The 21,527-nt window shown below is 31.2% G+C and carries 21 protein-coding genes and 1 riboswitch; of the genes, 15 read left to right on the plus strand and 6 right to left on the minus strand.

The window, feature by feature from the left end:
- Positions 1–166: 166 nt before the first annotated feature.
- From ACUUYC_RS16040 to ACUUYC_RS16055, 4 genes are all read left to right on the plus strand, one after another.
- Positions 167–352: a hypothetical protein gene (locus ACUUYC_RS16040; RefSeq protein ID WP_474267502.1), complete on the plus strand. Its 186-nt coding sequence runs from the start codon at positions 167–169 to the stop codon at positions 350–352.
- A gap of 75 nt (positions 353–427) precedes the next feature.
- The gene (locus tag ACUUYC_RS16045; RefSeq protein WP_474267504.1) at positions 428–631 is read left to right on the plus strand and encodes a hypothetical protein; all 204 of its coding nucleotides are present in this window, start codon (positions 428–430) and stop codon (positions 629–631) included.
- A gap of 482 nt (positions 632–1,113) precedes the next feature.
- Positions 1,114–1,311, plus strand: a complete 198-nt coding sequence (locus tag ACUUYC_RS16050) for a hypothetical protein (RefSeq protein ID WP_474267506.1) — start codon at positions 1,114–1,116, stop codon at positions 1,309–1,311.
- 934 nt (positions 1,312–2,245) lie between these two features.
- Complete coding sequence (locus tag ACUUYC_RS16055) at positions 2,246–2,884, plus strand: hypothetical protein (RefSeq protein ID WP_474267508.1); 639 nt, start codon at positions 2,246–2,248, stop codon at positions 2,882–2,884.
- A gap of 5 nt (positions 2,885–2,889) precedes the next feature.
- Here ACUUYC_RS16055 and ACUUYC_RS16060 read toward each other — a convergent pair whose 3' ends face one another.
- Positions 2,890–3,684 carry an ABC transporter ATP-binding protein gene (locus ACUUYC_RS16060; RefSeq protein ID WP_474268507.1) on the minus strand — a complete coding sequence of 265 codons (795 nt, stop codon included), beginning with the start codon at positions 3,682–3,684 and terminating at the stop codon, positions 2,890–2,892.
- A gap of 196 nt (positions 3,685–3,880) precedes the next feature.
- Between ACUUYC_RS16060 and ACUUYC_RS16065 the strand changes: the two genes are divergently transcribed.
- A complete protein-coding gene (locus ACUUYC_RS16065) occupies positions 3,881–4,780 on the plus strand; it encodes a hypothetical protein (protein WP_474267510.1) in 900 nt (299 codons plus the stop codon).
- 89 nt (positions 4,781–4,869) lie between these two features.
- On the opposite strand, the gene ACUUYC_RS16070 is transcribed toward ACUUYC_RS16065, so the two are convergent.
- Positions 4,870–5,901 (minus strand): FecCD family ABC transporter permease, encoded by a 1,032-nt coding sequence (locus ACUUYC_RS16070; RefSeq protein ID WP_474267512.1) that lies wholly within the window; start codon positions 5,899–5,901, stop codon positions 4,870–4,872.
- Positions 5,902–7,077 carry an ABC transporter substrate-binding protein gene (locus ACUUYC_RS16075; protein ID WP_474267514.1) on the minus strand — a complete coding sequence of 392 codons (1,176 nt, stop codon included), beginning with the start codon at positions 7,075–7,077 and terminating at the stop codon, positions 5,902–5,904. It abuts the gene before it with no gap.
- A gap of 73 nt (positions 7,078–7,150) precedes the next feature.
- Positions 7,151–7,388: riboswitch (cobalamin riboswitch) on the plus strand.
- A gap of 66 nt (positions 7,389–7,454) precedes the next feature.
- On the opposite strand from ACUUYC_RS16075, the gene ACUUYC_RS16080 reads away from it, so the two are divergent.
- Both ACUUYC_RS16080 and ACUUYC_RS16085 read left to right on the plus strand, forming a co-directional pair.
- Complete coding sequence (locus ACUUYC_RS16080; protein ID WP_474267516.1) at positions 7,455–9,317, plus strand: TonB-dependent receptor plug domain-containing protein; 1,863 nt, start codon at positions 7,455–7,457, stop codon at positions 9,315–9,317.
- A 149-nt stretch (positions 9,318–9,466) separates the two neighbouring features.
- Positions 9,467–10,783 carry a beta-1,3-glucanase family protein gene (locus ACUUYC_RS16085; RefSeq protein ID WP_474267519.1) on the plus strand — a complete coding sequence of 439 codons (1,317 nt, stop codon included), beginning with the start codon at positions 9,467–9,469 and terminating at the stop codon, positions 10,781–10,783.
- Positions 10,784–10,887: 104 nt separating this feature from the next.
- On the opposite strand, the gene ACUUYC_RS16090 is transcribed toward ACUUYC_RS16085, so the two are convergent.
- Positions 10,888–11,517, minus strand: coding sequence for a hypothetical protein (locus ACUUYC_RS16090; RefSeq protein ID WP_474267521.1), 630 nt, complete (start codon positions 11,515–11,517; stop codon positions 10,888–10,890).
- 238 nt (positions 11,518–11,755) lie between these two features.
- Between ACUUYC_RS16090 and ACUUYC_RS16095 the strand changes: the two genes are divergently transcribed.
- The 4 genes from ACUUYC_RS16095 to ACUUYC_RS16110 all read left to right on the plus strand — a co-directional run bounded on the left by ACUUYC_RS16095 (position 11,756) and on the right by ACUUYC_RS16110 (position 17,026).
- On the plus strand, positions 11,756–12,982 hold the full coding sequence (locus ACUUYC_RS16095) for a beta-1,3-glucanase family protein (protein WP_474267523.1): 1,227 nt from the start codon (positions 11,756–11,758) through the stop codon (positions 12,980–12,982).
- 137 nt (positions 12,983–13,119) lie between these two features.
- The gene (locus ACUUYC_RS16100; protein WP_474267526.1) at positions 13,120–15,003 is read left to right on the plus strand and encodes a tetratricopeptide repeat protein; all 1,884 of its coding nucleotides are present in this window, start codon (positions 13,120–13,122) and stop codon (positions 15,001–15,003) included.
- 207 nt (positions 15,004–15,210) lie between these two features.
- A complete protein-coding gene (locus ACUUYC_RS16105; RefSeq protein ID WP_474267528.1) occupies positions 15,211–16,731 on the plus strand; it encodes a T9SS type A sorting domain-containing protein in 1,521 nt (506 codons plus the stop codon).
- A gap of 139 nt (positions 16,732–16,870) precedes the next feature.
- A complete protein-coding gene (locus ACUUYC_RS16110; protein WP_474267531.1) occupies positions 16,871–17,026 on the plus strand; it encodes a hypothetical protein in 156 nt (51 codons plus the stop codon).
- A gap of 127 nt (positions 17,027–17,153) precedes the next feature.
- Here ACUUYC_RS16110 and ACUUYC_RS16115 read toward each other — a convergent pair whose 3' ends face one another.
- Positions 17,154–18,653 carry a S41 family peptidase gene (locus ACUUYC_RS16115; RefSeq protein WP_474267534.1) on the minus strand — a complete coding sequence of 500 codons (1,500 nt, stop codon included), beginning with the start codon at positions 18,651–18,653 and terminating at the stop codon, positions 17,154–17,156.
- A gap of 150 nt (positions 18,654–18,803) precedes the next feature.
- Here ACUUYC_RS16115 and ACUUYC_RS16120 point away from each other — a divergent pair, with 150 nt between their 5' ends.
- The 4 genes from ACUUYC_RS16120 to ACUUYC_RS16135 all read left to right on the plus strand — a co-directional run bounded on the left by ACUUYC_RS16120 (position 18,804) and on the right by ACUUYC_RS16135 (position 20,913).
- On the plus strand, positions 18,804–19,313 hold the full coding sequence (locus ACUUYC_RS16120; RefSeq protein ID WP_474267537.1) for an RNA polymerase sigma factor: 510 nt from the start codon (positions 18,804–18,806) through the stop codon (positions 19,311–19,313).
- A complete protein-coding gene (locus ACUUYC_RS16125) occupies positions 19,300–19,731 on the plus strand; it encodes a hypothetical protein (RefSeq protein WP_474267539.1) in 432 nt (143 codons plus the stop codon). Before ACUUYC_RS16120 ends, ACUUYC_RS16125 begins: the two co-directional genes overlap by 14 nt.
- Before the next feature lie 3 nt (positions 19,732–19,734).
- Positions 19,735–20,277, plus strand: coding sequence for a DUF4252 domain-containing protein (locus ACUUYC_RS16130; protein WP_474267540.1), 543 nt, complete (start codon positions 19,735–19,737; stop codon positions 20,275–20,277).
- A gap of 90 nt (positions 20,278–20,367) precedes the next feature.
- Complete coding sequence (locus tag ACUUYC_RS16135; protein WP_474267542.1) at positions 20,368–20,913, plus strand: DUF4252 domain-containing protein; 546 nt, start codon at positions 20,368–20,370, stop codon at positions 20,911–20,913.
- 64 nt (positions 20,914–20,977) lie between these two features.
- On the opposite strand, the gene ACUUYC_RS16140 is transcribed toward ACUUYC_RS16135, so the two are convergent.
- Positions 20,978–21,520: a hypothetical protein gene (locus ACUUYC_RS16140; protein WP_474267544.1), complete on the minus strand. Its 543-nt coding sequence runs from the start codon at positions 21,518–21,520 to the stop codon at positions 20,978–20,980.
- Between the last annotated feature and the right edge of the window lie 7 nt (positions 21,521–21,527).

A 21,527-nucleotide genomic window follows, 5' to 3' on the forward strand; every position in this document is an offset into this window, starting at 1 on the left:
ACAAAATAATTATATCCCTAATTATTATTATTCCATCCCACTTCATTATTTAATCGTCACTATTTATATAGGCATCCATCCCGAAGCCTTTAAAATAGTGCATTTTATTTTTTCAGATGTATACTTTTGAAAGCATTAATCATAGTAATAACTGAAATTTTAAATTATGAAAAAACAGACCTTTAAAACATTATCATTGAAGAGAAACACAATCTCCAATTTCGATCAAGGAGAAATTAATGGAGGAATCAGCGGAACAGCATGCGGACCTTCTAAGTCTTGTGGATTCCACACAGTCGTTCATACGTGTGCTTATTCAGATCGTAGAACATGTACACTTGCTACGTTTTAGTGAAAAATAATTATTTAAACCTTAAAAGAAAATGTGGATTTCGGTTTGCATTTTTTTATTTAAAACTTTTAAATCATGAAAAAACAAAATCTTAAATCACTAAAATTAAACAAGAAGTCAATTTCTAATTTTAATGACACTACAATTATAGGTGGAAGAATAACATGGGCAAATAATGAATGCGCCACAGAAGTTGCTTGTCCACAATCTTTGAAGTGTGAGCCTGTAACAATTCAAAGAACATGTAACTATTACTCTTGTGTTGTTTGTGACGGTTAGAAATACAAATCAACTATATATTTCGTTTAAATCTATAAGATAGTATTGCTGTTTTTAAACGAAATAGTATTTAAATCAATCAATAATCGAATCAGTTCACTTCAAGAAATAGAATCATTTTATAAAATTTTTAATAATTCTGTGATGGTTTTGGCGCGGAAGTTGAATTATAGTATTTGTATTATGATGATGACATTACAAAGAGCTGGTTACTTGCGTAAAGAGAGTCATAGTACAATTTTGGTTGGTTAGTTTAGTAAAAAAAACGTTTCACGCTTGTGAAGCGTTTTTTCTTTTATGATACTGTCAAGTAAATTATAATCAATTGAGAAAAATAGTTTTATCCCTAAATTAATTGGTTTTATCACACATCATTTTCATTGATCACTATTAACATATCCCATCATCACAAAGGTTTAAAAACTAGATATTTTGTCTTCTTCTAATAATACTTTTGAAGTATTAACTAAAATTTAAATATTATGAAAAAACAAAACTTTAAATCATTATCACTTAAAAAACGAATGATCTCTAATTTCAATGTACAAGAAATTAATGGAGGAATTAGTGGAAATGCATGTGGTTCTAAAAAAGCATGTCAACAAGAATCAGTTGTACATACATGCCAGTATTCAGACCTTAGAACATGTACAAATTCAGTTATTAACTGTGCTGAATAGTCAGTCGTATTAACGATACACTTTGTTTCAAATAATATGCCTGCCCATTTTAGACAAAATAGCTTTCTAACCTAAATATAATTATAAAACATTGGCTAAAGTTTAATAGTTCAATGTCATTTTTGGCACGGAAGTTGAATTATATAAAATGTATTATGATAATGACAGTACAAAGAGTTGGTTACTTGCGTAAAGAGAGTCATACTACATTTTGGTTGGTTAGTTTAGTAAAAAAACGTTTCACGCTTGTGAAGCGTTTTTTTGTTGGTAAAACTCACTATTGAAAAGTCAGAAGGATACAATTAATAGTGTAAGTTGAACTAATTCTGCTACATAGCGGAATTTTTTTTAGAGCAATTTTTAGTGCTTATACCTATTTAAAGATTTTTCTAACTTTTATTTAACAAAAAAAGCAATTCTTTTTAAGGTTTCATACAATATGTTGGCACGGAAGTTGTTTTATATAAAGTGTATTATGATAATGACAGTACAAAGAGCTGGTTACTTGCGTAAAGAGAGTCATAGTACATTTTGGTTGGTTAGTTTAGTAAAAAAACACTTCACGCTTGTGAAGTGTTTTTTTTATTAGTGAAACTCAACTTTGAAAAACCTGAAAGGCGTAATCAAAGTTGTAAGTTGAACTAATTCCGCCCGATAGTAGAATTTACAAATTTGAAAATTTTCACAATTCTTTACATATTATTTAACAGTTTCACGATTTTTTTAAGAATAACTGTAACATTTTGGCACGGAAGTTGTCTTATATAATGTGTATTACGATGATGACAGTACATAGAGCTGGTTACTTGAGTAAAGAGAGTCGCATTACATTTTGGTTGGTTAGTTTTATAAAAGCGCCTTATCTCTCGATAAGGCGCTTTTTCTTTTCATATTAATAGAAATTTTTATATTTACTATCTCACAAAACAACCGAATGAAATTTTATAAACTATTACTGTTCCTTTGTATTATAAGCATGTATTCATGTAATAAGGGAAAGCAATTACAAACACACAATCAATTAGCGGATGAACTAGAAATACATATTAATGAAGAAATTTATGTATTACAACCGAATGAATCAAAAACACTATTACACAATTACGGCGAAAATAAAATAAAATCTATTTATCAAAATAAAGTGCTTGTAGATACTTTAGTTGATGTAAAGAGAGAAGAAACTCAAAAAGGTTTGTTATTAAATGTAACAGGAAAACCATACTACTTGCTTACTGAAACTTATGAATCTAGCTCGCCTTTGAGTATGTCAAATATGCTAAAAGATATGGCAAATACAGAAGCGTATGACAAATATGCAGAAGAACAGCAGAAAAAAATGCTAGCTCGATTGAAGGTCGTTATGGTAGATACAGTACAAATGATTGGCGAAATTGAAAAAATTCCAAGCGATCAATTGTTAATTCAGAAAAGATGGTACTATAATATAAATGCAGATTTTGAAACATCTATAGAAGTTCATGGAGGAAGTGGTTCAAGTCTTGAAGGAAGTAGATCTTTTACAAAAATATTCTCAGAGAAAGGTTTAATTGATTACTGGAATTCACAAGAATAATTGACTCAACTTTTCACTTTAAAACTCCCTGAAGTTGCATCAAAAGTGATCAAATCATTTGGAAACAAGGTTTCAAAAATACCTTGTTCAATCAATTGGCACGGTGTTCCAGAAAATACATTTCCGTCATGCATTACAATCATTTCATCACATAATTGAATAGCCAAATCAATTTCATGCGTAGAAAACAACATCGTTTTTTGTGTATCGTGTGCTAATTTTTTCAATAAATTCAACACATACGCTTTGTGATACATATCTAAATGTGTTGTGGGTTCATCCAGAATAATCATAGAAGTATCTTGTGCCAATGCACGTGCAATCATTACTTTTTGCAATTGTCCATCACTCAATGTATAACATTTTCTATGCTTTAATTCCTGTAAGTTAGTTTTCTTTAAAGCACTTTGAATAATAGCATGATCATGATTTGAAAGATTTCCAATCCAATTGGTATATGGTTGGCGTCCAAGCGCGATCAATTCCAAGACAGTCAAGTTTTTAGAAGGCAATTGCTCTGTTAAAACGAGTCCAATTTCTTTCGCTAATTCACCACTAGAAAAAGTGTGAAGCGACTTATTTTGTAATAAAATTTCACCTGAAAGTGGTTGTTGAATCTTTGCCAACGTTCGTAACAATGTAGATTTTCCAATTCCGTTTGCACCAACCAATGCCACTAATTTTCCTTTAGAAATTTGAAAATTAATAGCTTCTGCAATCACTTTTGTATTGTTCTTATCTTGATAACCAATAGAAAGTGAAGAAGCTTGTAAAACGGTATGTGTGTTTGTTGTGTTGATAGAAATATTTTTGTTAATGCTAAATTACATTTTTAATTTTTTGTTAGCTATTATCTATGCTATGAAATCACTCGAAAAGACGTTTTGAGTTTATAATTTGATCTAATATCTAAAAATAAAGCACATTAAAAAGTATAGATGAAGTTTTGTTTTCAGTTAAGAAACTAATAGTTTAGGCAATACAAAAACTAATAATATGCATTCCTTTTCAAGTATTGTCCGAAAAAGTAGTAGAATATTTTTATTTGGACTTTTATTAATTTCAACTTCATGTAACTCTCAAATTAGTAAGGAATCAAAATTAGTCCTTGACGAAACTAAAAAGGAAATTACAAATTACTTAGATTCAACGAATTATTATTATGATTTAGTAATTGCTGATTATAAAAAAAAGATTAGCAATACAGAAATTGAAAAAAAATATAATAGGAAAATTGAACTTCTTGAAACAAAAATTGATCAAGCACTTGAGAAAATAAATAAGTTAGGAAGAGAAGGGAAACTAACATCAGCAATGTATGAGAAGTGGTTGAGCGATATAAAACTAAAACCATTCACGGATAAAAATGAAAAAATACAAAGTTTAGGAATCGATTTAGATAAACTTCCAATTACGAATACATATAAACTAACACAACAGTATTTAGATTCTACTAATCATTTTTCTATGCGTTTTCCAAGTAATTGGACTGTTATAGATAATTATCAGAATTTTACTTTAATAAGTGGTGGGCCACTAGAAACCGATACGTTAAAACAAACAAAAAAAGAAGGTAAACTTGCACTGGGTATAAAAAAACAGAATAAAGACTATTCGACAGAAGAATATTATGAAGGTAATTTAACTTCTATCAAAAATAAATTTCCAGACTTAAAGCTAATTGAAGAAAAGTCAATAGATTTAAATGGAATTAAAGCAAGATTTGTAATTTATGAATGTACAATAGAAGGTAGAGGAAAATTTACATCTCTTCAGATATACTTTGTGAAAAATAAAAACGGATATATACTAAATGGGACAGATAAAACTGAAGATTTCGAAAATTTTCGTGACATATATATAGAAATTGCAAGAACTTTTATACTAACGAAATAGAAATTTTAACAAGTAATTTTACTTCATAAAAACTTTTTTAAGCAATCTTGAATTAATCTCAACAATCGCAAAAGCGAAGCGATCTATTATTAAAAAATCATTTTCCGTTTACGAACCAACAACCAAATCACAACTGGTGCGCCAATAATAGACGTAATTGCATTGATAGGAAGCGTAATTTCACTAAATGGAACTTGTGCTATACTATCACAAATCAACATTAAAATTGCACCAATCATACAAACGCTTGGAACTAAAATACGATGATTTGTCGTATTAAAAAATAAACGTGTTATATGCGGAACTGCCAAACCAATAAACGCAATTGGTCCAACAAATGCAGTACAACTTCCAGCCATTAAACTTGTTGCTATAATAACAATTATACGCGACTTATTAATATTTACACCTAAACTTCTAGCGTAATTTTCACCCAAAAGAAATGCGTCTAATGATTTAATTGCCCAAATACTCAATCCAATTCCAATAGTTATTAAAAATGCTAGAATACTTAATTCTTGTGCATTAGAACCACCTAAGGAACCAAGTGTCCACATCATAAATTGCTTTAATTCGTCCGCATCACTAAAATAGGTCAATACACTTACAATTGCGCCTGTAATGCTTCCAAACATCAAACCTATAATTAAAATGGACATGGTATCTTTTACACGATAAGAAACAGCCATCACCGTAAGCAATACGAGAAAACTTCCAATACTTGCTGCAATAACCAAACTATAACTTGATAATAATAATGTTCCAAAAAAGCCGCCAAAAACAGATGCGCCCATAATTAATAATGCAACACCTAAACTTGCTCCAGAGCTTAATCCTAATACGAAAGGACCCGAAAGCGGATTTCTAAATAATGTTTGCATCAACAAACCACTTAATGACAATCCAAAACCAACTAAAATTGCGGCAACTGCTTTCGGTAAACGAATACTTAAAATAGTAATTCGCCAAGTTTCTTTATCAATTTCGCCACCTGTAAACGTTGCAAAAATTCCTTTCAATGGAATTGCAACTGAACCCAAACTAATATTGATCAGAAAACAACTGATCAATACTATGCTAAGTACAATAAATGTAATTCGATATGACGATTGATTTGGCAACTACAATAAAGGTTTAAAAAAGTAAGGTTCGTAATTTGGTAAAATCTCAGGATGTACAGCTTTAATAATATCTTTTAGGACAATATCTGGTCGTGTTGGTGCTAACTCATAATACATAGTTCCACCAGTTTTCCCGATCGTATTTGCGGGAGAATATATTTTTTTATGCTTAAAAGGAGCAAACTCAGCATACATTTTACTTGCTTTTTCTAAGTCTTCGTAGGTTTTAGAACGTCCAGGTCCAATCCAAATGTCAGCATTTACGGCTTTATCTAATACACTTTCAATACTTAATGATAAGCTTCCAGTTCCTTCTGAGTCTTTCCAAATATAATCTGCATTCGCATCTTTTAAATATTGTGCCTGAAAACTTTCGCCAGCAGGCAAATACCAAATATCTTTATACATAGCACCTGCTAAAACTGTTGGTTTCTTAGTTGCTTTTAATGCTAATTTTTTTGCTTCTGTGTAATTTTTTTCAATTGAATTAAATACTTTAGTTGCTTTAGCTTCTTTATGAAAAAATGGTGCAAAGAATTTTACCCATTCAGCTCTTCCTAAAGGTGTTCCTTCTGTCCAATCACCATTATAAACAACAGGAATATGTACTTCTTCAATCTTTTTATACGTTGGGTTTGAATTACTGATCGAGAAACCAATGACTAATTCTGGTTGTAAATCAATTAACAATTCCATATTTATTTGATCGTTCTGACCAATATCTTTTATTTTTTTGGCATCAATTAACGCACGTGTCTTTTCAGAAGAAATATAATCTGTATCAGGAAAACCAACCAATGTATGCTCAACACCAAGCATTTCCAACGTTGGAATATGTGTTGTAGAAGTTACGACAACACGTTCAATTGGTGTTAATACAATTGCATCATATGCATCGCGATCTAGTGTAACGGCAGCTGCTTTGTCTCTAGGAAGTAATGCATACGTATAATTTTGTTCAGCATCTGGCCACGGAGAAAACACTGTAATTACAGTAATATCGCCACTTTTTTCAATAGAAAACTTTTTTGCATGTCGTAAAGATTCGTTTGTCTTTGTAACTTCTTGTGTTACAGGTAAGGGTTCTTTTGGAGCTTCTTTTTTCTCGGTTTTACACGAAAAAGAAAACACACAAAGTATGATAAGAAGGCAGTAAATAGATTTGAAAGATTGCATAAATGGTTTTAGCTAATTTTTTCCAAAAGTAATATTATTTCATCTTTTAGTAGATAGATTCTAAAGAATGTTTATTTTTGCGCCGAATTTTGGTTTCAAACATACAATAGTATGTGCGAATTAAAAGGGAATCAAGTGACAAGGTAACAAACCTTCATTCTTGAACTGTTCCCGCAACTGTAAGCATGTGCTGAGCATTGTTCAGTACCTCATTTCAAAAATGAGCTGCTATAACTACATGACCACTGAGTATTCGGGAAGGTATATAGCAAATTGCAAGTCAGGAGACCTGCCAAGTTTCGTAAATAAAATGTCAAACTTTCGGGATAAGAGTTTGCGTATGGATACCCATACTTTTTCCCATAAAACGAAAACAAATGAAAAAAACTGTACTATCTATTAGTACCTTGTTTTTGGCATGTACTGCGGTATTTGCACAACAACAAGATGAAAACGAACAACTTGATGAAGTTGTAATTTCTGATTCACGTCATGCATTAAAACGTGAAAACTCTGGAAAAACTGTAATTTCTATCTCTAGTGAAGAAATTGCAAGAAGTCAAGGAAAATCGGTTGCTGAGGTAATCAACACGAAAAGTGGAATTGAAATTTTAGGAAGTAGAAGTAACGCTGGACAAAACCTTAGTTATTTTGTACGTGGAGGAAATAACCGCCAAGTATTAATTTTAATTGATGGAATTCAAGTAAATGATCCTTCTTCTATTGCAAATGACTTCGATTTACGTCTAATTTCTTTAGATAGAATTGAATCAATCGAAATTATCAAAGGAGCTTCAAGTACATTATACGGAAGTGGTGCTGCAACTGCTGTAATTAATATTACAACAAAGAAAGCATCTAAAAATGATATCGCATTGACTGTAAATAGTTCTTTCGGAACTAACCAATCTCAAGACGATTCAAACTATGATATTAACGATTTTTCTAACAGTGCTCGTATTGATGGAACTGTTGATAAATTGACATATGTAGTTGGTTTTGGACATCAAAGTACTGATGGACTATCTGCTGTAATTGGAGAAGAAAGTGATCCTTTTTCAAGAATTAACACTAATGTAAAAGTTGGTTATAAATTTTCTGATGCTTTTGAAGCTAGTGTTTATGGTACTTTAGATAAGTTTAATAGTGATTATGACAACTCATTTCCTATTGAAGATGCAGACTTTCAAAGTGAAAGTGAACAATACCGTTTTGGAGTAGCTCCAAAGTATACGTACAAAAATGGTAGTGTAACGTTAAATGCTGCATATACTTCAATTGAGCGTGCATTTAAATCAAATTTCCCTTCTAATTTTGAAGGAGAAACAATTGCTTTAGATATTTATAATAAATACAATTTTAATAATAAATTTTATACAGTTATTGGTGTAAATTATATTGATAATCAAACTGTATATGCAGAAGAGCAATCGTCTTCAATTGTAGATCCATATGTAAATGTTGTATATGTTTCTGATTTTGGATTGAATGTAAACGCTGGGGCGAGAATGAACAATCATAGTGAATACGGAAGTCACTTTACGTACAACTTGAACCCATCGTACCGTATGCCATTCCAAAAAGGATATATAAAAGCATTTGCTTCATACAGTACTTCATTTATTGCACCATCATTATCGCAATTATTTGGAAACTTTGGACCAAATCCAAACTTAGAGCCGGAAGAAAATACAACGATAGAAGGTGGAGTAGAAGTAAAGTTATCTGAAAAATTACGTGCTAGTGCCGTATATTTTAACAGAGACGAGCAAAACTTTATTAATTATGTAGTAACTGATTTTGTAACATTTGCTGGAGAATACCAAAATGTTTCTCAAGATTTCAAAGTAAATGGTTTCGAATTTGAAGTAGCTGCAAAACCAATTGAAAACTTAACAATTGATGCAAACTATACATTTACTGAAAAGAAAGATGTAAAAGTATTGCGTATACCAAAGCACAAAGCCAACTTAAACGTTGGATATGCATTTACACAAAAAACAAATGCTTCTGTATCGTATCAGTTTACATCTGATCGTTTAGATACAAACTTTGCAACGTTTGAGGATGTAACATTAGAATCGTTTAGCTTAATCGGTGCAAATGTAAATCACAAATTTAGCAAGCGTTTAAGTGGATTCTTAGCGGTTTCTAACATCTTCAACGAAGAATACACAGAGATTACAGGATTTACAACAAGAGGAACAAACGTTCGCGTTGGTTTTTCTTTGAACCTGTAGAGTTTATTTAATATAGTAAGTCGACTAAAGCCATTGGGAAACCAATGGCTTTTTTATATGATATCGCTGAAAATCAGGTATTTGTACGGTAAAATGGACAAGATGATTTTCTTACGTTTAAGGATCGTATAATCTTTAAAATAAATAATATGTCAAGTAATCTAACCACATTACCAGCACAACCTTTTCAATCTCCTGTTCCGTTTCCTGTAAAAATTGTAAATAATTCAGGCTCTTCGAAAGCGGTATATATCATTGTGAAAGGGATGGACGCAAGTATTCCAAATAATTATAAACAACAATTTTATGATTTAGCAAATAAAAAATGGGTAGATACTATCGTTTCAACAAAATTAGTTAGTTTACCAGTAAGTAAATATCCAACAGGGAATATTGTGTATATTCCATATATAGAATCGGGCATTGTATATCTTTCATTTGATAAACCGCTACAATTTAATAAAGTTACGCCTCCAGATTTTGCAAATCCTTCCAATCCTAGTTTTGATACAATATACGATAAGTTTGAAATTACTTTCTTACCAAAAGATGGTTTTCCATATATTGATATTACAAATGTTGACTTTTTTTGTGTTCCATTGCAATTAGAAATGATGCTATCTAACGCTACTACCATTGGCCCGAAAGGATTTAAAAAAAGTCAGAAAAAAGTTTTTACAGCCTTTACCAAAGGACTTATCAATAATAATTGGGAAGAAATTAAACAAGAAATAACAACAGCTACAGGTAAGACAAAAATGTTGCGAGTTGTAGCACCCAATAAAGCACTGGTACAAAAAACTCCAAATACACATAATTTTGAGGCTTCTGATTTTCAACATTATGTAGATTATGTATGGCAATATTATGGACAAGGAAATGGAAAGTCAATCAAGATAGATATGTCAGAGATAGCACTAAATAATCCAGGATATAATAATGTAGTTTTTGAAGGAATGGTAATCAATGGAAAATTTGTTTTTTCAGGGAAAAATGCTCAAGGAACTGCTTTACCTAGTATAGAATTTGATAAACCTGTAGGAAGCGATTCAATTAAGAGAAGTATTTTTGGTTGTGCAGATTTATTTGATGCTCCGAACAACACACCACAATCCGTTCCTGCTAAAAATTTAGGAGCAGCTTTTAATGTAGGTATTTTGGCACATCCTAAAATTACAGACACTACATTATATTTAATGCCGTCAACTACAAAATTATCACCAAAAGGCAAAAATTGGAAAACATATAAGCCTTATTTTTATACAAATACTAAAATTATCAATTTAAATACAACGCCACCAACATATAAGGTAATTGATTGTTATAATGTGTATGCAGCTATTATTCATGAAAATGCTATTAATGGAGATGATTATGCATTCGCTTTTGATGATGTAACACAAAGCGATTCTACACTAGCTAATAAAAATGCTGCCAAAGCTGTGGTGACAATTCAAAAGTTATAATAAAATAAAAGAAGCTGTCTGAAAAATTTTAAAAATCGTCATTCTGAATCAAGTTAGGTTTGACAAAATTTCGACTTTTTAGACAGCGTTTTTTTAAAGTTTTATCAGTCAATCAAGAAAACAACATCAAAAATTTGTAATGTTGGCTTGGTAGGGACTTCTACAAGGATTTTTTCTAAAATGGTTTCTTGTGTTTTGCTTTTAATAATTCTTACTTGTAAACCTCTTTCTTTTACTTCTAATCTATTTAAAATAGCAGATCTTTCAAGCGCATCTACGATATCATGTTTAATGTTAGCTTCTGTGATATCTGCTAACAATTCATTTTCATCATATACAGCTTTTGCAGGCATACGTACGGTAAGTTCACCTGTTTTAATGAGTTTTTGATTTTTAAAGAACGCAATCATAATACTTCGGATAGCATTTTTGATACAAGCGCCAAACCAACCGCCAGTTAAGGTAATTTCTGCTCCATGTACTGTGTACGATTCGTTCACTCCACCAGGTGCATCCTCGCGACTTACTTTTTTATTGAAAGATGAAAGGTCAATAACAGATGTCGGATCGCTGGTTGTTACATCTTCCCAGAAACATACATTCATATTTGCTTTGATTGCGTTTTTAACCATTGGTGTCAATGTCGTTACTACTGTATTTTTAATGTCTTGATTCGTATTATCAAAAAAGCCTTCTTGAAAATGAACAATAATTAAATCATTTATTGGTTTCATAATTTTAAATTTTAATGAATATTAATTACACCAAAATTAGTTAGCGATTATATGTTATAAAACACATAAAAAGAGGATTTTGTATCACCAATTTGGGTGATTTTTTAAAAATTTTAAAAGTATTGAGGAGAGAAGACAGTGTCAGATTCCTTCAAGTTTAGTAATTACGTATAACTACGTTTACATATCTTGTTTTGTTACATTATCTTGTCATACTAACTTTTAAACCATATCAATAATGAGTAGCCCAAACCCATTTCCAATTACAATTGTAAATAATTCTGGTTCAGATGAAGAAATACATATTACGATTAAAGGAATTAATGCTTCTATTTCAGGGAATAAAAAACAACAATTTTACAATGCAACTTCTAAAGCATGGACAGATACGGCTACGGCTATGAAATTAAGTGACTTTACAGGCGGAATCATTAACATGCCTAATATAGATTCGGGAATTGTATATCTTTCTTTTGGAAGTGCCTTAAAGTTTGCAGATCGTATTTCGCCACCAAATATTGGAAATCCTTCAGATCCAAGTTTTAATGTAATTTATGACAAGTTTGAAATTTCGTTTTTGCCAACAGATGGTTTTCCATATATAGATATTACAAATGTTGATTTCTTCTGTGTTCCTTTACAATTACAAGAAAAATTACCAAATGGAACGACAAATGGCCCAAAAGGATTTTCCAAAAACAGACAAGAAGTTTTTAAGTCATTTAGTGATGGACTAAAAGGAAATTGGGCAAAAATTATTCAAAACCCAAATGGTGATGGAGTATTAAGAATTATTGCGCCAAACAAAGCATTGGTGTCAAATCCTGTAATAGATAATGATTTTGATGCGTCTTCTTTTCAAAACTACGTAGACGCAGTTTGGAATTTTTATGCAGAAGGAAAAAACAAAACGATTCAAGTAGATATGTCTGAAATTGCGAAAGCAAATGCAGGTTATGAAGGAGTTGTTTTTGAAGGAGTTGTATCTAATGATAAATTTGTATTCTCGGAAAAGGGCGGAAGAGGAAAACTTCCAGCTATTTCGTTTAGTAAACCATCTGGAAGTAGCCAGATAAAAGGAAGTGTTTTTGGTTGTGCCGATTTATTTGCTGCACCAAATAATACACCACAATCTGTTCCTGCAAAGAATTTAGGAGCTGCATTTAATGTTGGACTTTTAGCACATCCAAATATTAAAGATGATACTTTATTTTTAATGCCACCAACAACCAAGACTCAGGATAAAAACTGGACAACATATAAAGATAATTTCTATACAAATACGATGACATTAGCTGATAAAAGTATATTAGATTGCTTTAATGTATATTCAAAATTCATTCATGAAAACGCTATTGATAGAGATGATTATGGTTTTGCTTTTGACGATGTAACACAAAGTGATTCTACACTTGCAGATAGAGATGCAACTGGTGCTATTGTAACGATTCAGAAAATTAAATAATAAAATTTAAACAGAGAAAAACGCTTCTAATGATTTAGAGGCGTTTTTTGTATCTTGTTTGTCGTTATAACGGTATGATTCTTTGAAACCTTGCAAAGTAGTCTTCTAACTCACCAAAAACTAACCAACCAACAGCTATGAAAAAAGCTACGCTACTTATTTTATTCTTGTCATTTCAAATGTATGCACAAGTTGATAGTCTCAATTTGAAACTTCAAGAAATGAAAAATGATACTACTAAAGTGTTATTCTTGAATGATATTAGCAGAAAGAATTTTAGTAAAAATATCAAATTAGCATTTCAATATCTGCCAGAAGCTATCACGTTAAGTGAAAAACTCAAGTATAACACTGGTCTTATAAATTCCTATAAAAACTTGGGAACAGCATATTTTTATACTAGAAAGTACGATAGTACAAAAGTATATTGGTCTAAATCTCTCGAATTAATTTCTCCTGATAACTTTAAGAAAAAAGGAGATGCGCATAATAATATGGGCGTTCTGTATCAACGACTTGGAATCATAGATTCTAGTTTGGTAAATTATGCGAAAGCATTGGAATATCGCATTAAAGTGAACGATTCTACTTCGATAGCGAAATCATATAATAATTTGGCAGCATTATACAGACAAAAAGGTGAATACCAAAAAGCATTAGATTTCTATTTTAAAGCATTGCCAATTTATAAAGCGAATGAATTGAAAAAAGAAACTTCAGATGCATTAAATGGAATTGGCTTGTTGTATAAAAACTTAGAAGACTATGATAAAGCATTGTCATACTTGGAAGAATCTTATGAGTATCGGAAAGAAATTAAAAATCCAAGATTAATTGCGAGTTCCATAAATAACATCGCAACTATTTATTATGAAACAGGCAATTATGCAAAAGCAAAACCATATTATCAAGATTATTTAGCGTTTGCATTAAAAATTGGCGATAAAAGAGGGCTTGCAGGTGTATACTCAAACTTAGGAAACATAAGTGCTTCAGAGGAAAAAATAGAAGAAGCTATTGAGTATTATGTAAAAGCAAATGATCTATTTGTTCGTATTGGAGATATAGATAATACTGCAATGACGTTTATTAATTTAGGCGGATTTCATTACAAACGAGAAAATTATGCAAAAGCAAATCAATATTATATTCAAGCAAAAGATGCTGCAGAAAAATCTAGTTCTTTACCATATCGGGTAGATGCGCATAGAGGATTAACAGATAGTTATTTTCAGCTTAAGAAGTATGAACTATCACATGACAATTTTAACGCATACATAACAACTAAAGATAGTTTGTTTACGAAAGATGTGTCTGAAAAAGTAGCTTTTTATCAAGAACAATACGAAGCGGAGAAAAAAGCAAAAGAAATACAAATCTTAAAAACAGAAACGGTACAGAAAGATAAAAAGATAGCTGTTTCAAAGTTATATAGAAATTGGGCAATTGCTTTTTCTGTAGTGTTGATTATTGTGTTATTCCTTTTGTTTAATAGATATAAGATGAAACGAAAAGGGTTTCAGCTCAAAGAAGATTTACTTCAAAAAGAAAAGAAAGCTGCTAACCTGGAAGTAGCACTTCAAAAAAAGGAATTAGAATTAAAAGCAGTAGAACTAAGTTCTGTAACAATGAATTCTTTCCAAAAAAATGAACTACTCTTGAATTTAGGAAATAAGTTAAATACATTAAAAGATATAGACATTTCAAAATCTAATGTAATTAATGAACTAGAAGGTTTAGTAAAACATGGATTGAATTTAGACGATAATTGGTCAACGTTTCAAAAGCATTTTAATAGTGTACATCCTAACTTCTTCAAAGTGCTTAATGCCAAGTTTCCTAATCTAACAAATAATGATTTAAAATCATGCGCATACATCCGTATGAATTTGTCGAGCAAAGAAGTATCTATTCTAACAAACATAGAACCCAAAAGTGTAAAAATGCATCGTTACAGACTCAAGAAAAAGCTTGAGCTTAACAAAGAAGATGATTTGAAAAACTTTTTATACACCTTGTAATAAAAATACTAAATCAATAGGGTGAAAACACTATATCTCACTATTTATAGGCGTTTATGGCTATATGTAGACCATTTGTAGACGGTCAAAATTTTTCGCGAAATCAATTTTAGTCTTGTTTTGTAAAACAATGTCAGATTGTATCATATCAATACATATAAACAGATATGATTATTACATTTTTTACAAACTATTAAAACAAATTTCATGAAAAGAGCATTACTTTTTTACATTTTAATGATTCCCATACTAGGGTTTTCTCAATACGCATTGCAAGGAGATATTATTGCAGATGCTGGTGGATTAACAAGTGACAGATTTGGTGGCAATTCTGCAATGAATGCTACAGGCGATTTTATAATCATAAGTTCTATAGGATATGATGGTATCACAGGAACAACTTCCGATACAGGAAAAGTACAAGTGTATCAGTTTACAACTGGTAGTTGGGTACAAGTCGGAAATGATATAATTGGTGATAATGCAACAGATAATTTTGGCGGTAGTCTTGCTATTAGTGCTGACGGATCTATAATTGCTGTTGGCGCTCCACAAGGAACTATAAACGGACCTGTACGAGGATATGCGCGTGTATATGAAAACATTGCAGGAACATGGACGCAACTTGGTTCAGACTTTATAGGGCAAGCAGATTTTGATACGTTAGGGAGTGCTGTAGACTTAAGTGCAGACGGAACTAAACTTGCGGTTGCAGCTTCTGGAGTTAGTACAGCGAAAGGAGAAGTTAGAGTGTATGAGTATAATGGTACATCGTGGGCACAATTGGGAAGTACTATGAGTGGCGTTGTAAATGGTGACCGATTTGGAAACTCTGTAAACTTCAATGCTGATGGTACATTTTTGGCGATAGGAGTTCCTTTTTCAGATGCAAACGGTAGTGCTAGCGGAACAAACTCTGGACAAGTAAAAGTGTATGAATACACATCAAATTGGAGTCAAATTTTTGTAGATGCAATTGTAGGTCAAAATTTTGCTTTAGGAACTACAGTTGCACTTAGTGATAATGGTAGTGTTTTAGTTGCAGGCGCACCACAAACAAGTGATCCAGCAAACGGTTCAGGGTTTGTTAGAATATATAAATATAATGGTACTTCTGGTACATATGTGTTTATAGTTAGTATTGCCGGAGAAAGTAATAGTGATCGATATGGAAGTTCAGTTGCGTTAAGTGATGATGCTAATTTCTTAGCTGTTGGAGCTCCTTTTAATGATAGTAATGGAACTAGTTCTGGAGAAGCATATTTATATGAAAATACTTCTGGAAACACATGGAGTCCTGTATCGGGAATTTTTAATAACTCAAATAGTGCAGCTGACTTAGCAGGTTCTTCTGTAAGTTTAAGTGATAATGGTGCATTTTTTAGTATTGGAGCATTTAATGCTACAAATCCAGTAAATAGTAATAGTGGAACTGGAATAGCCAGGGTGTTTGTAGATAGTTCACTATTAAGCGTAAGCGATACAGAACTCACCAATACATTAGTAACGTACCCAAATCCTGTACAAGATTATTTAACCATTTCAAGTACGAATAATAGAAACATTACCTCAATTGAACTATATGACTTAGCTGGAAGAGTTGTATATCAGAAAACTACTTCTTTTACAGAAATTACAATTGATGTCTCTAATCTTAAAACAGGAATGTATATGTTAGCATTGAAAGGCGATAAGGAAACTGCAATGCGAAAAATAATAAAGCAATAGGTATGTTATTGGGTTTAGTATTGTCAAATTCACAAAAGAAGTTTTTTGTAAATGCTATTAGAATAATTATGGTTTTCCCGTAAATGGTTCATAATCTGTTTTTATATTTTACACTATGTTTAATTAAAACTTTAAAACCATGAAAAATAATAAAACTAAAAGTTTATTGCTTAAGAAAAAAACAATCAGTAATGTTACGATAATAAATGGAGGTAGAGCATTACCTACAACACAACAATCTACAGTTGTATTTACTGGTTGTGTTTGTGAAAGCGTTTTTTGTGATAAAAAGTAAGCTAACTAAACGCTAAGATTAATGATGTGAAATTTTCACCATTTAGAAGATTGAACACTAAAATTTAATCAAAAAAAACGCTTCTAAGAAATTAGAAGCGTTTTTTATATGTTGTAACCTGACTAGATTATTCTTGTGGAATCACTAGTTTATAATTTTGCAATCCGTCATCGTTTTTGCCAACTTTTAAATCGATATACATACGATCAGCAGTAATAGTTCGCAATTTAGTATCAGTAATAGCATCAATAGGAACAATTTTCATTCGATCAGTATTTAAAGGTCTTCCTGAATTTGCTATACTATTAATAGCTGCAGCTAAAAGTGGCTCTGTTTCATCTCCTAAAATACCTAAATTCGTTAAGTCTTCAGCAATTTCAATATCTGGAACTAATCCATCAGTATAGTTTGAGAAACCTGCGCTATTTTCTAATCTAGAAACTAAGGGTTGCATTGCCCATTTGTGATTTGGATTTAATTGTGAATCTCCAAATGTCCAAGTAGGTGAATCGTATAACGAAACAGATGCTTCATTTTTCCCTCTAGAAGTCGTTCCTACTTGAATTACATCAATATAAGGTTCTAATGAGTTAATTACCAATTCACTTGCAGAAGCTGTACTTCCTGTTGTAATAACATATACTTTAGTTAAGCCCAAACTACTAATTCCGGCTCCTGTGCTAATTGCATTTACAAAGTATCTGTTTTCTTGTGCATCTGTTAATTGTGGTTGAATTTTATCGTTGTAACGGAATTTAGTAAATAACTGTCCATCAAACTGTCCTGTTACCATACTTCCTAAAGCAATTGCAGAACTGACAAATCCTCCTGGATTGTAACGGAAATCTAATACTAATTCTGTAACACCTTCTGCTTGAAAAGTTGCAAAGGCACCATTTAATTGCGCATCAAAAGTAGAAATGAATTGATTGTACATTAAATATCCAACTTTTTTTGGTCCAACATCAATCGTTGAAGCAACTAAAACTGGATTTTCAGTAATGTTTGTTTTTGTTAGATCGATATCTCTTCCGTTTGGAGTGATAGAACGTACACCGCCAGTAACTGTCAAATCAGCTAAGTTGAATGTGTAATTTGTAGGATCTAGTAAATTTAAGTTGTTATCTGTGTCAGAATTAAAAAATAAACTTTGTCCATTTACACCATAAATAACATCTCCACGACGAATATCTTTTCCGTCTGCATCTGAGTTAGGTACAATATATCGAACATATCCAATAACTTCTGAACTTCCACTATTTAAAAATATATAGCGAACATCTACTCCGTTAGAATCTGAATTTCCTTGTTGAGAAGCCTGAAGTTCATCATAATCACTTACAATAACACTAAAACGATCATCAGGATGACGCAAATGTTCAAATAAATCTGCAGGATTTGGATAACTTTTCAAAAATGAGATATAACTTTCACTATTATCATCTTTACTATCAGCTAAATCCGTTACTTCACCTTGCCAAAAATACCATAGGTTCAATCCTTTCCATACAAAATCTTGTACTTCCACGTCTGAGGGAACGCTAAACAGGTTATCATCTTGATCTGTACAACTTACAGTAACAACTGAAGCAGCAACAAACAAGAAGAGCAATTTTTTTATATTCATAATTTTCTTTATCATAGTACTTTCTTACTTGTGGGTTTACTTATAAACACTAAAAGTAGCGAGATTATTGCAAAATAAAAATTATTTGTAACAAATTTGTAACTCGTTCGTCTTCCTTATAAGCAATCGAAAAACAAAAACAACCATTAGATGAAACAGGCAGATTTTTTACATATGATATTGCCGTTTAAAGATAAGCTATACAGATTGGCAAAGCGTTTGCTAGTTTCTAATGAAGAAGCTGAAGATGCAACCCAAGAAGTATTGTTGAAATTATGGTCAAAAAAAACAAAGATTGCAGAGTTTAACAATGTAGAAGCTTTTGCAATGACAATGACTAAAAATTATTGTTTGGATAAATTAAAATCAAAACAAGCAAGTAATTTAAAATTAGTTCACAGTAATTATAAAGACGAACATACGTCTTTACAAAAAGAAGTAGAATTAAGAGATAGTGTTAGTTTTGTTCATCAGATTTTAGAACAACTACCTGCGCAGCAAAAAATTATTATTCAGCTCAGAGATGTAGAGCAATATGATTTTGATGAAATAGCGAAAGTAGTAAACATGAATCCGACAGCAATTAGAGTTGCATTATCAAGAGCAAGAAAGTACGTTAGACAAGAACTTATTAAAAAACACAACTATGGAATTAGCTAACATAGAAAAATTATTAGACAAGTATTTTGAAGCAACAACAACGGTTCAAGAAGAACAAGAGTTACAGTTGTATTTTTCGCAAGACAATGTGGCGCCACATTTGCAAGAATATCAATCAATGTTTCAACACTTTGCTAATTTAAAAGGAGAACAATACACAAAGAACGTTCCATTACAACCTAGAAAAAACTATTTAAAATGGATTTCTGTTGCTGCTGTATTAATCTTCATGAGTGCCATTGGAGTTACGCAATACAAAGATTATTCGGAAAGAAAAGAAGCTGAATTAGCGTATGCACAATTCAAAGAAACGATGACATTAGTTTCCGAAAATTTTAATACGGGAGCAAGTAGCATCAATCATTTAAATCAATTTACAGAAACAACAAACAAAATTTTTATAACACAAAACAATTAAGACATGAGAAAGATAGTAATATTAGTATTCTTAATGGCGTTGCCATTAGTTACATTTGGACAAAATATTTTTGATAAATATTCAGACAATGAAGACGTAGCATACGTTTCTATAAAGCCAAGAATGTTTAAGATGCTTGCAACAATGGGATTAGATTCTGACGATCCTGATGCAAAAGAATTTTTGCAAATGGTGAATAGTATCACAAGTTTTAAAACAATTGCAACAAGTAATTCAAAAATTTCAGCAGATCTTCAAAAATGGGTTGGAAAGCGTTCTAATGATTTAGAAGAGTTAATGGAAGTAAAAGAAGGAAGTACTCGTATGATGTTCTACGTAAAATCAGGTAGAAGCGATACACAAGTAAAAGAGTTATTAATGTTCATAACTGGAATTCAAGATAAAGTGAAAGATAGTGAAATGGACATTGACACAGTTGTGGTTTCGTTAACAGGAGATATTGATTTGAATCAAATTTCAAAATTGACAAATCAAATGAACATTCCAGGTGGAGAGCACTTAAAAAACGCGAAAAAGAAAAACTAAATAACATTCTAATATTTAAGCGCATCAATAGCTTGTTCTATTGATGCGTTTTTTACTTTTACATCAATCAATCAATCAATCAATCAAAAAATGAAAAATTTACAATCAATAATCTCGGTAGTTATACTACTCGTTTGTTTTAGTAGTTGTTCGGATAAGAATAGCTTGCAAAACTATATTCTGACAAATGCCGAAAACAAAGGTTTTTCTTCAAGTAGTATTCCTAAAAGTATTTTAGCGCCAATTGCTTCTGATATGAATGAAGCACAAACAGAAGCATATGATGCTATTGAACGTGTTAATGTATTGGCATATAGAGTATCGGACTCTTTAAAAGAAGCATACGTAGAAGAAAATAAAAAGATAAAGTCTATTTTAAAGCAACAAAAATATCAAGAGCTCATTAGTATGGGATCACGTGGTGTTATTAAATATACAGGTGATGAAGATTCTATTGACGAAATTGTCGTGTTTGTAACTGACAAAAATGTTGGTTTTGCCGTTGCACGTATCATTGGTGATGATATGACAATGAATAAATTTATGGAGCTCTATAAGCTAGTTTCTGAACAAGACTTTAGCGCAGATGGAATGGATTTAGGTGTATTTTCAAATTTTATGAATATACCACAATAAAAAATTGGATAAATGTATTTATATATACATTTATCCAATTTTTATATATTTTATAAGTTTTCTTTTATCTTGAAAACATATAAATAACAGCGAGTGCTACGATAGCGATAACTACGAAAAATATAATTTCTCGCAATTCTCTCTTTCTTATAGCCATTCTATTTTGATGCTCTAGCTCATTAACTTCTTTATTTGCTTGTTCATTGTAGATATTCAAGAAAGAAGTTTCCAATTTGCGAATACCTTCCATATACTCCTTTGAATTTATACCATCTTTAGCCACAAAAGTACAAGTGAAGTTTTCATATAAGTTGAAATTTGAAAATTCATTTTCATTTTCATTAATCGTAGAAAGCTTGTTTATGTCAATGAATGGTAGTTTTAAAGAACTCTCCATAATGGAGTCTAGTGATAAATCCTTTAAAATTTCATTTAAGTTATTATCCATGCTACCAAAATGTACTCCAGACTCATAATTATCTTGAATATATGACTTGATAGCCTTATTATAAATAATTTTCTTAATTTGTAATCGTCCTATATTTTCTTTGGTAGTCAAACTCTCGTTTTTTTTAGGATTCTTTAGATTAATATTTAAACCGCTCATTTATTTA

Source organism: Kordia sp. E (assembly GCF_056033805.1).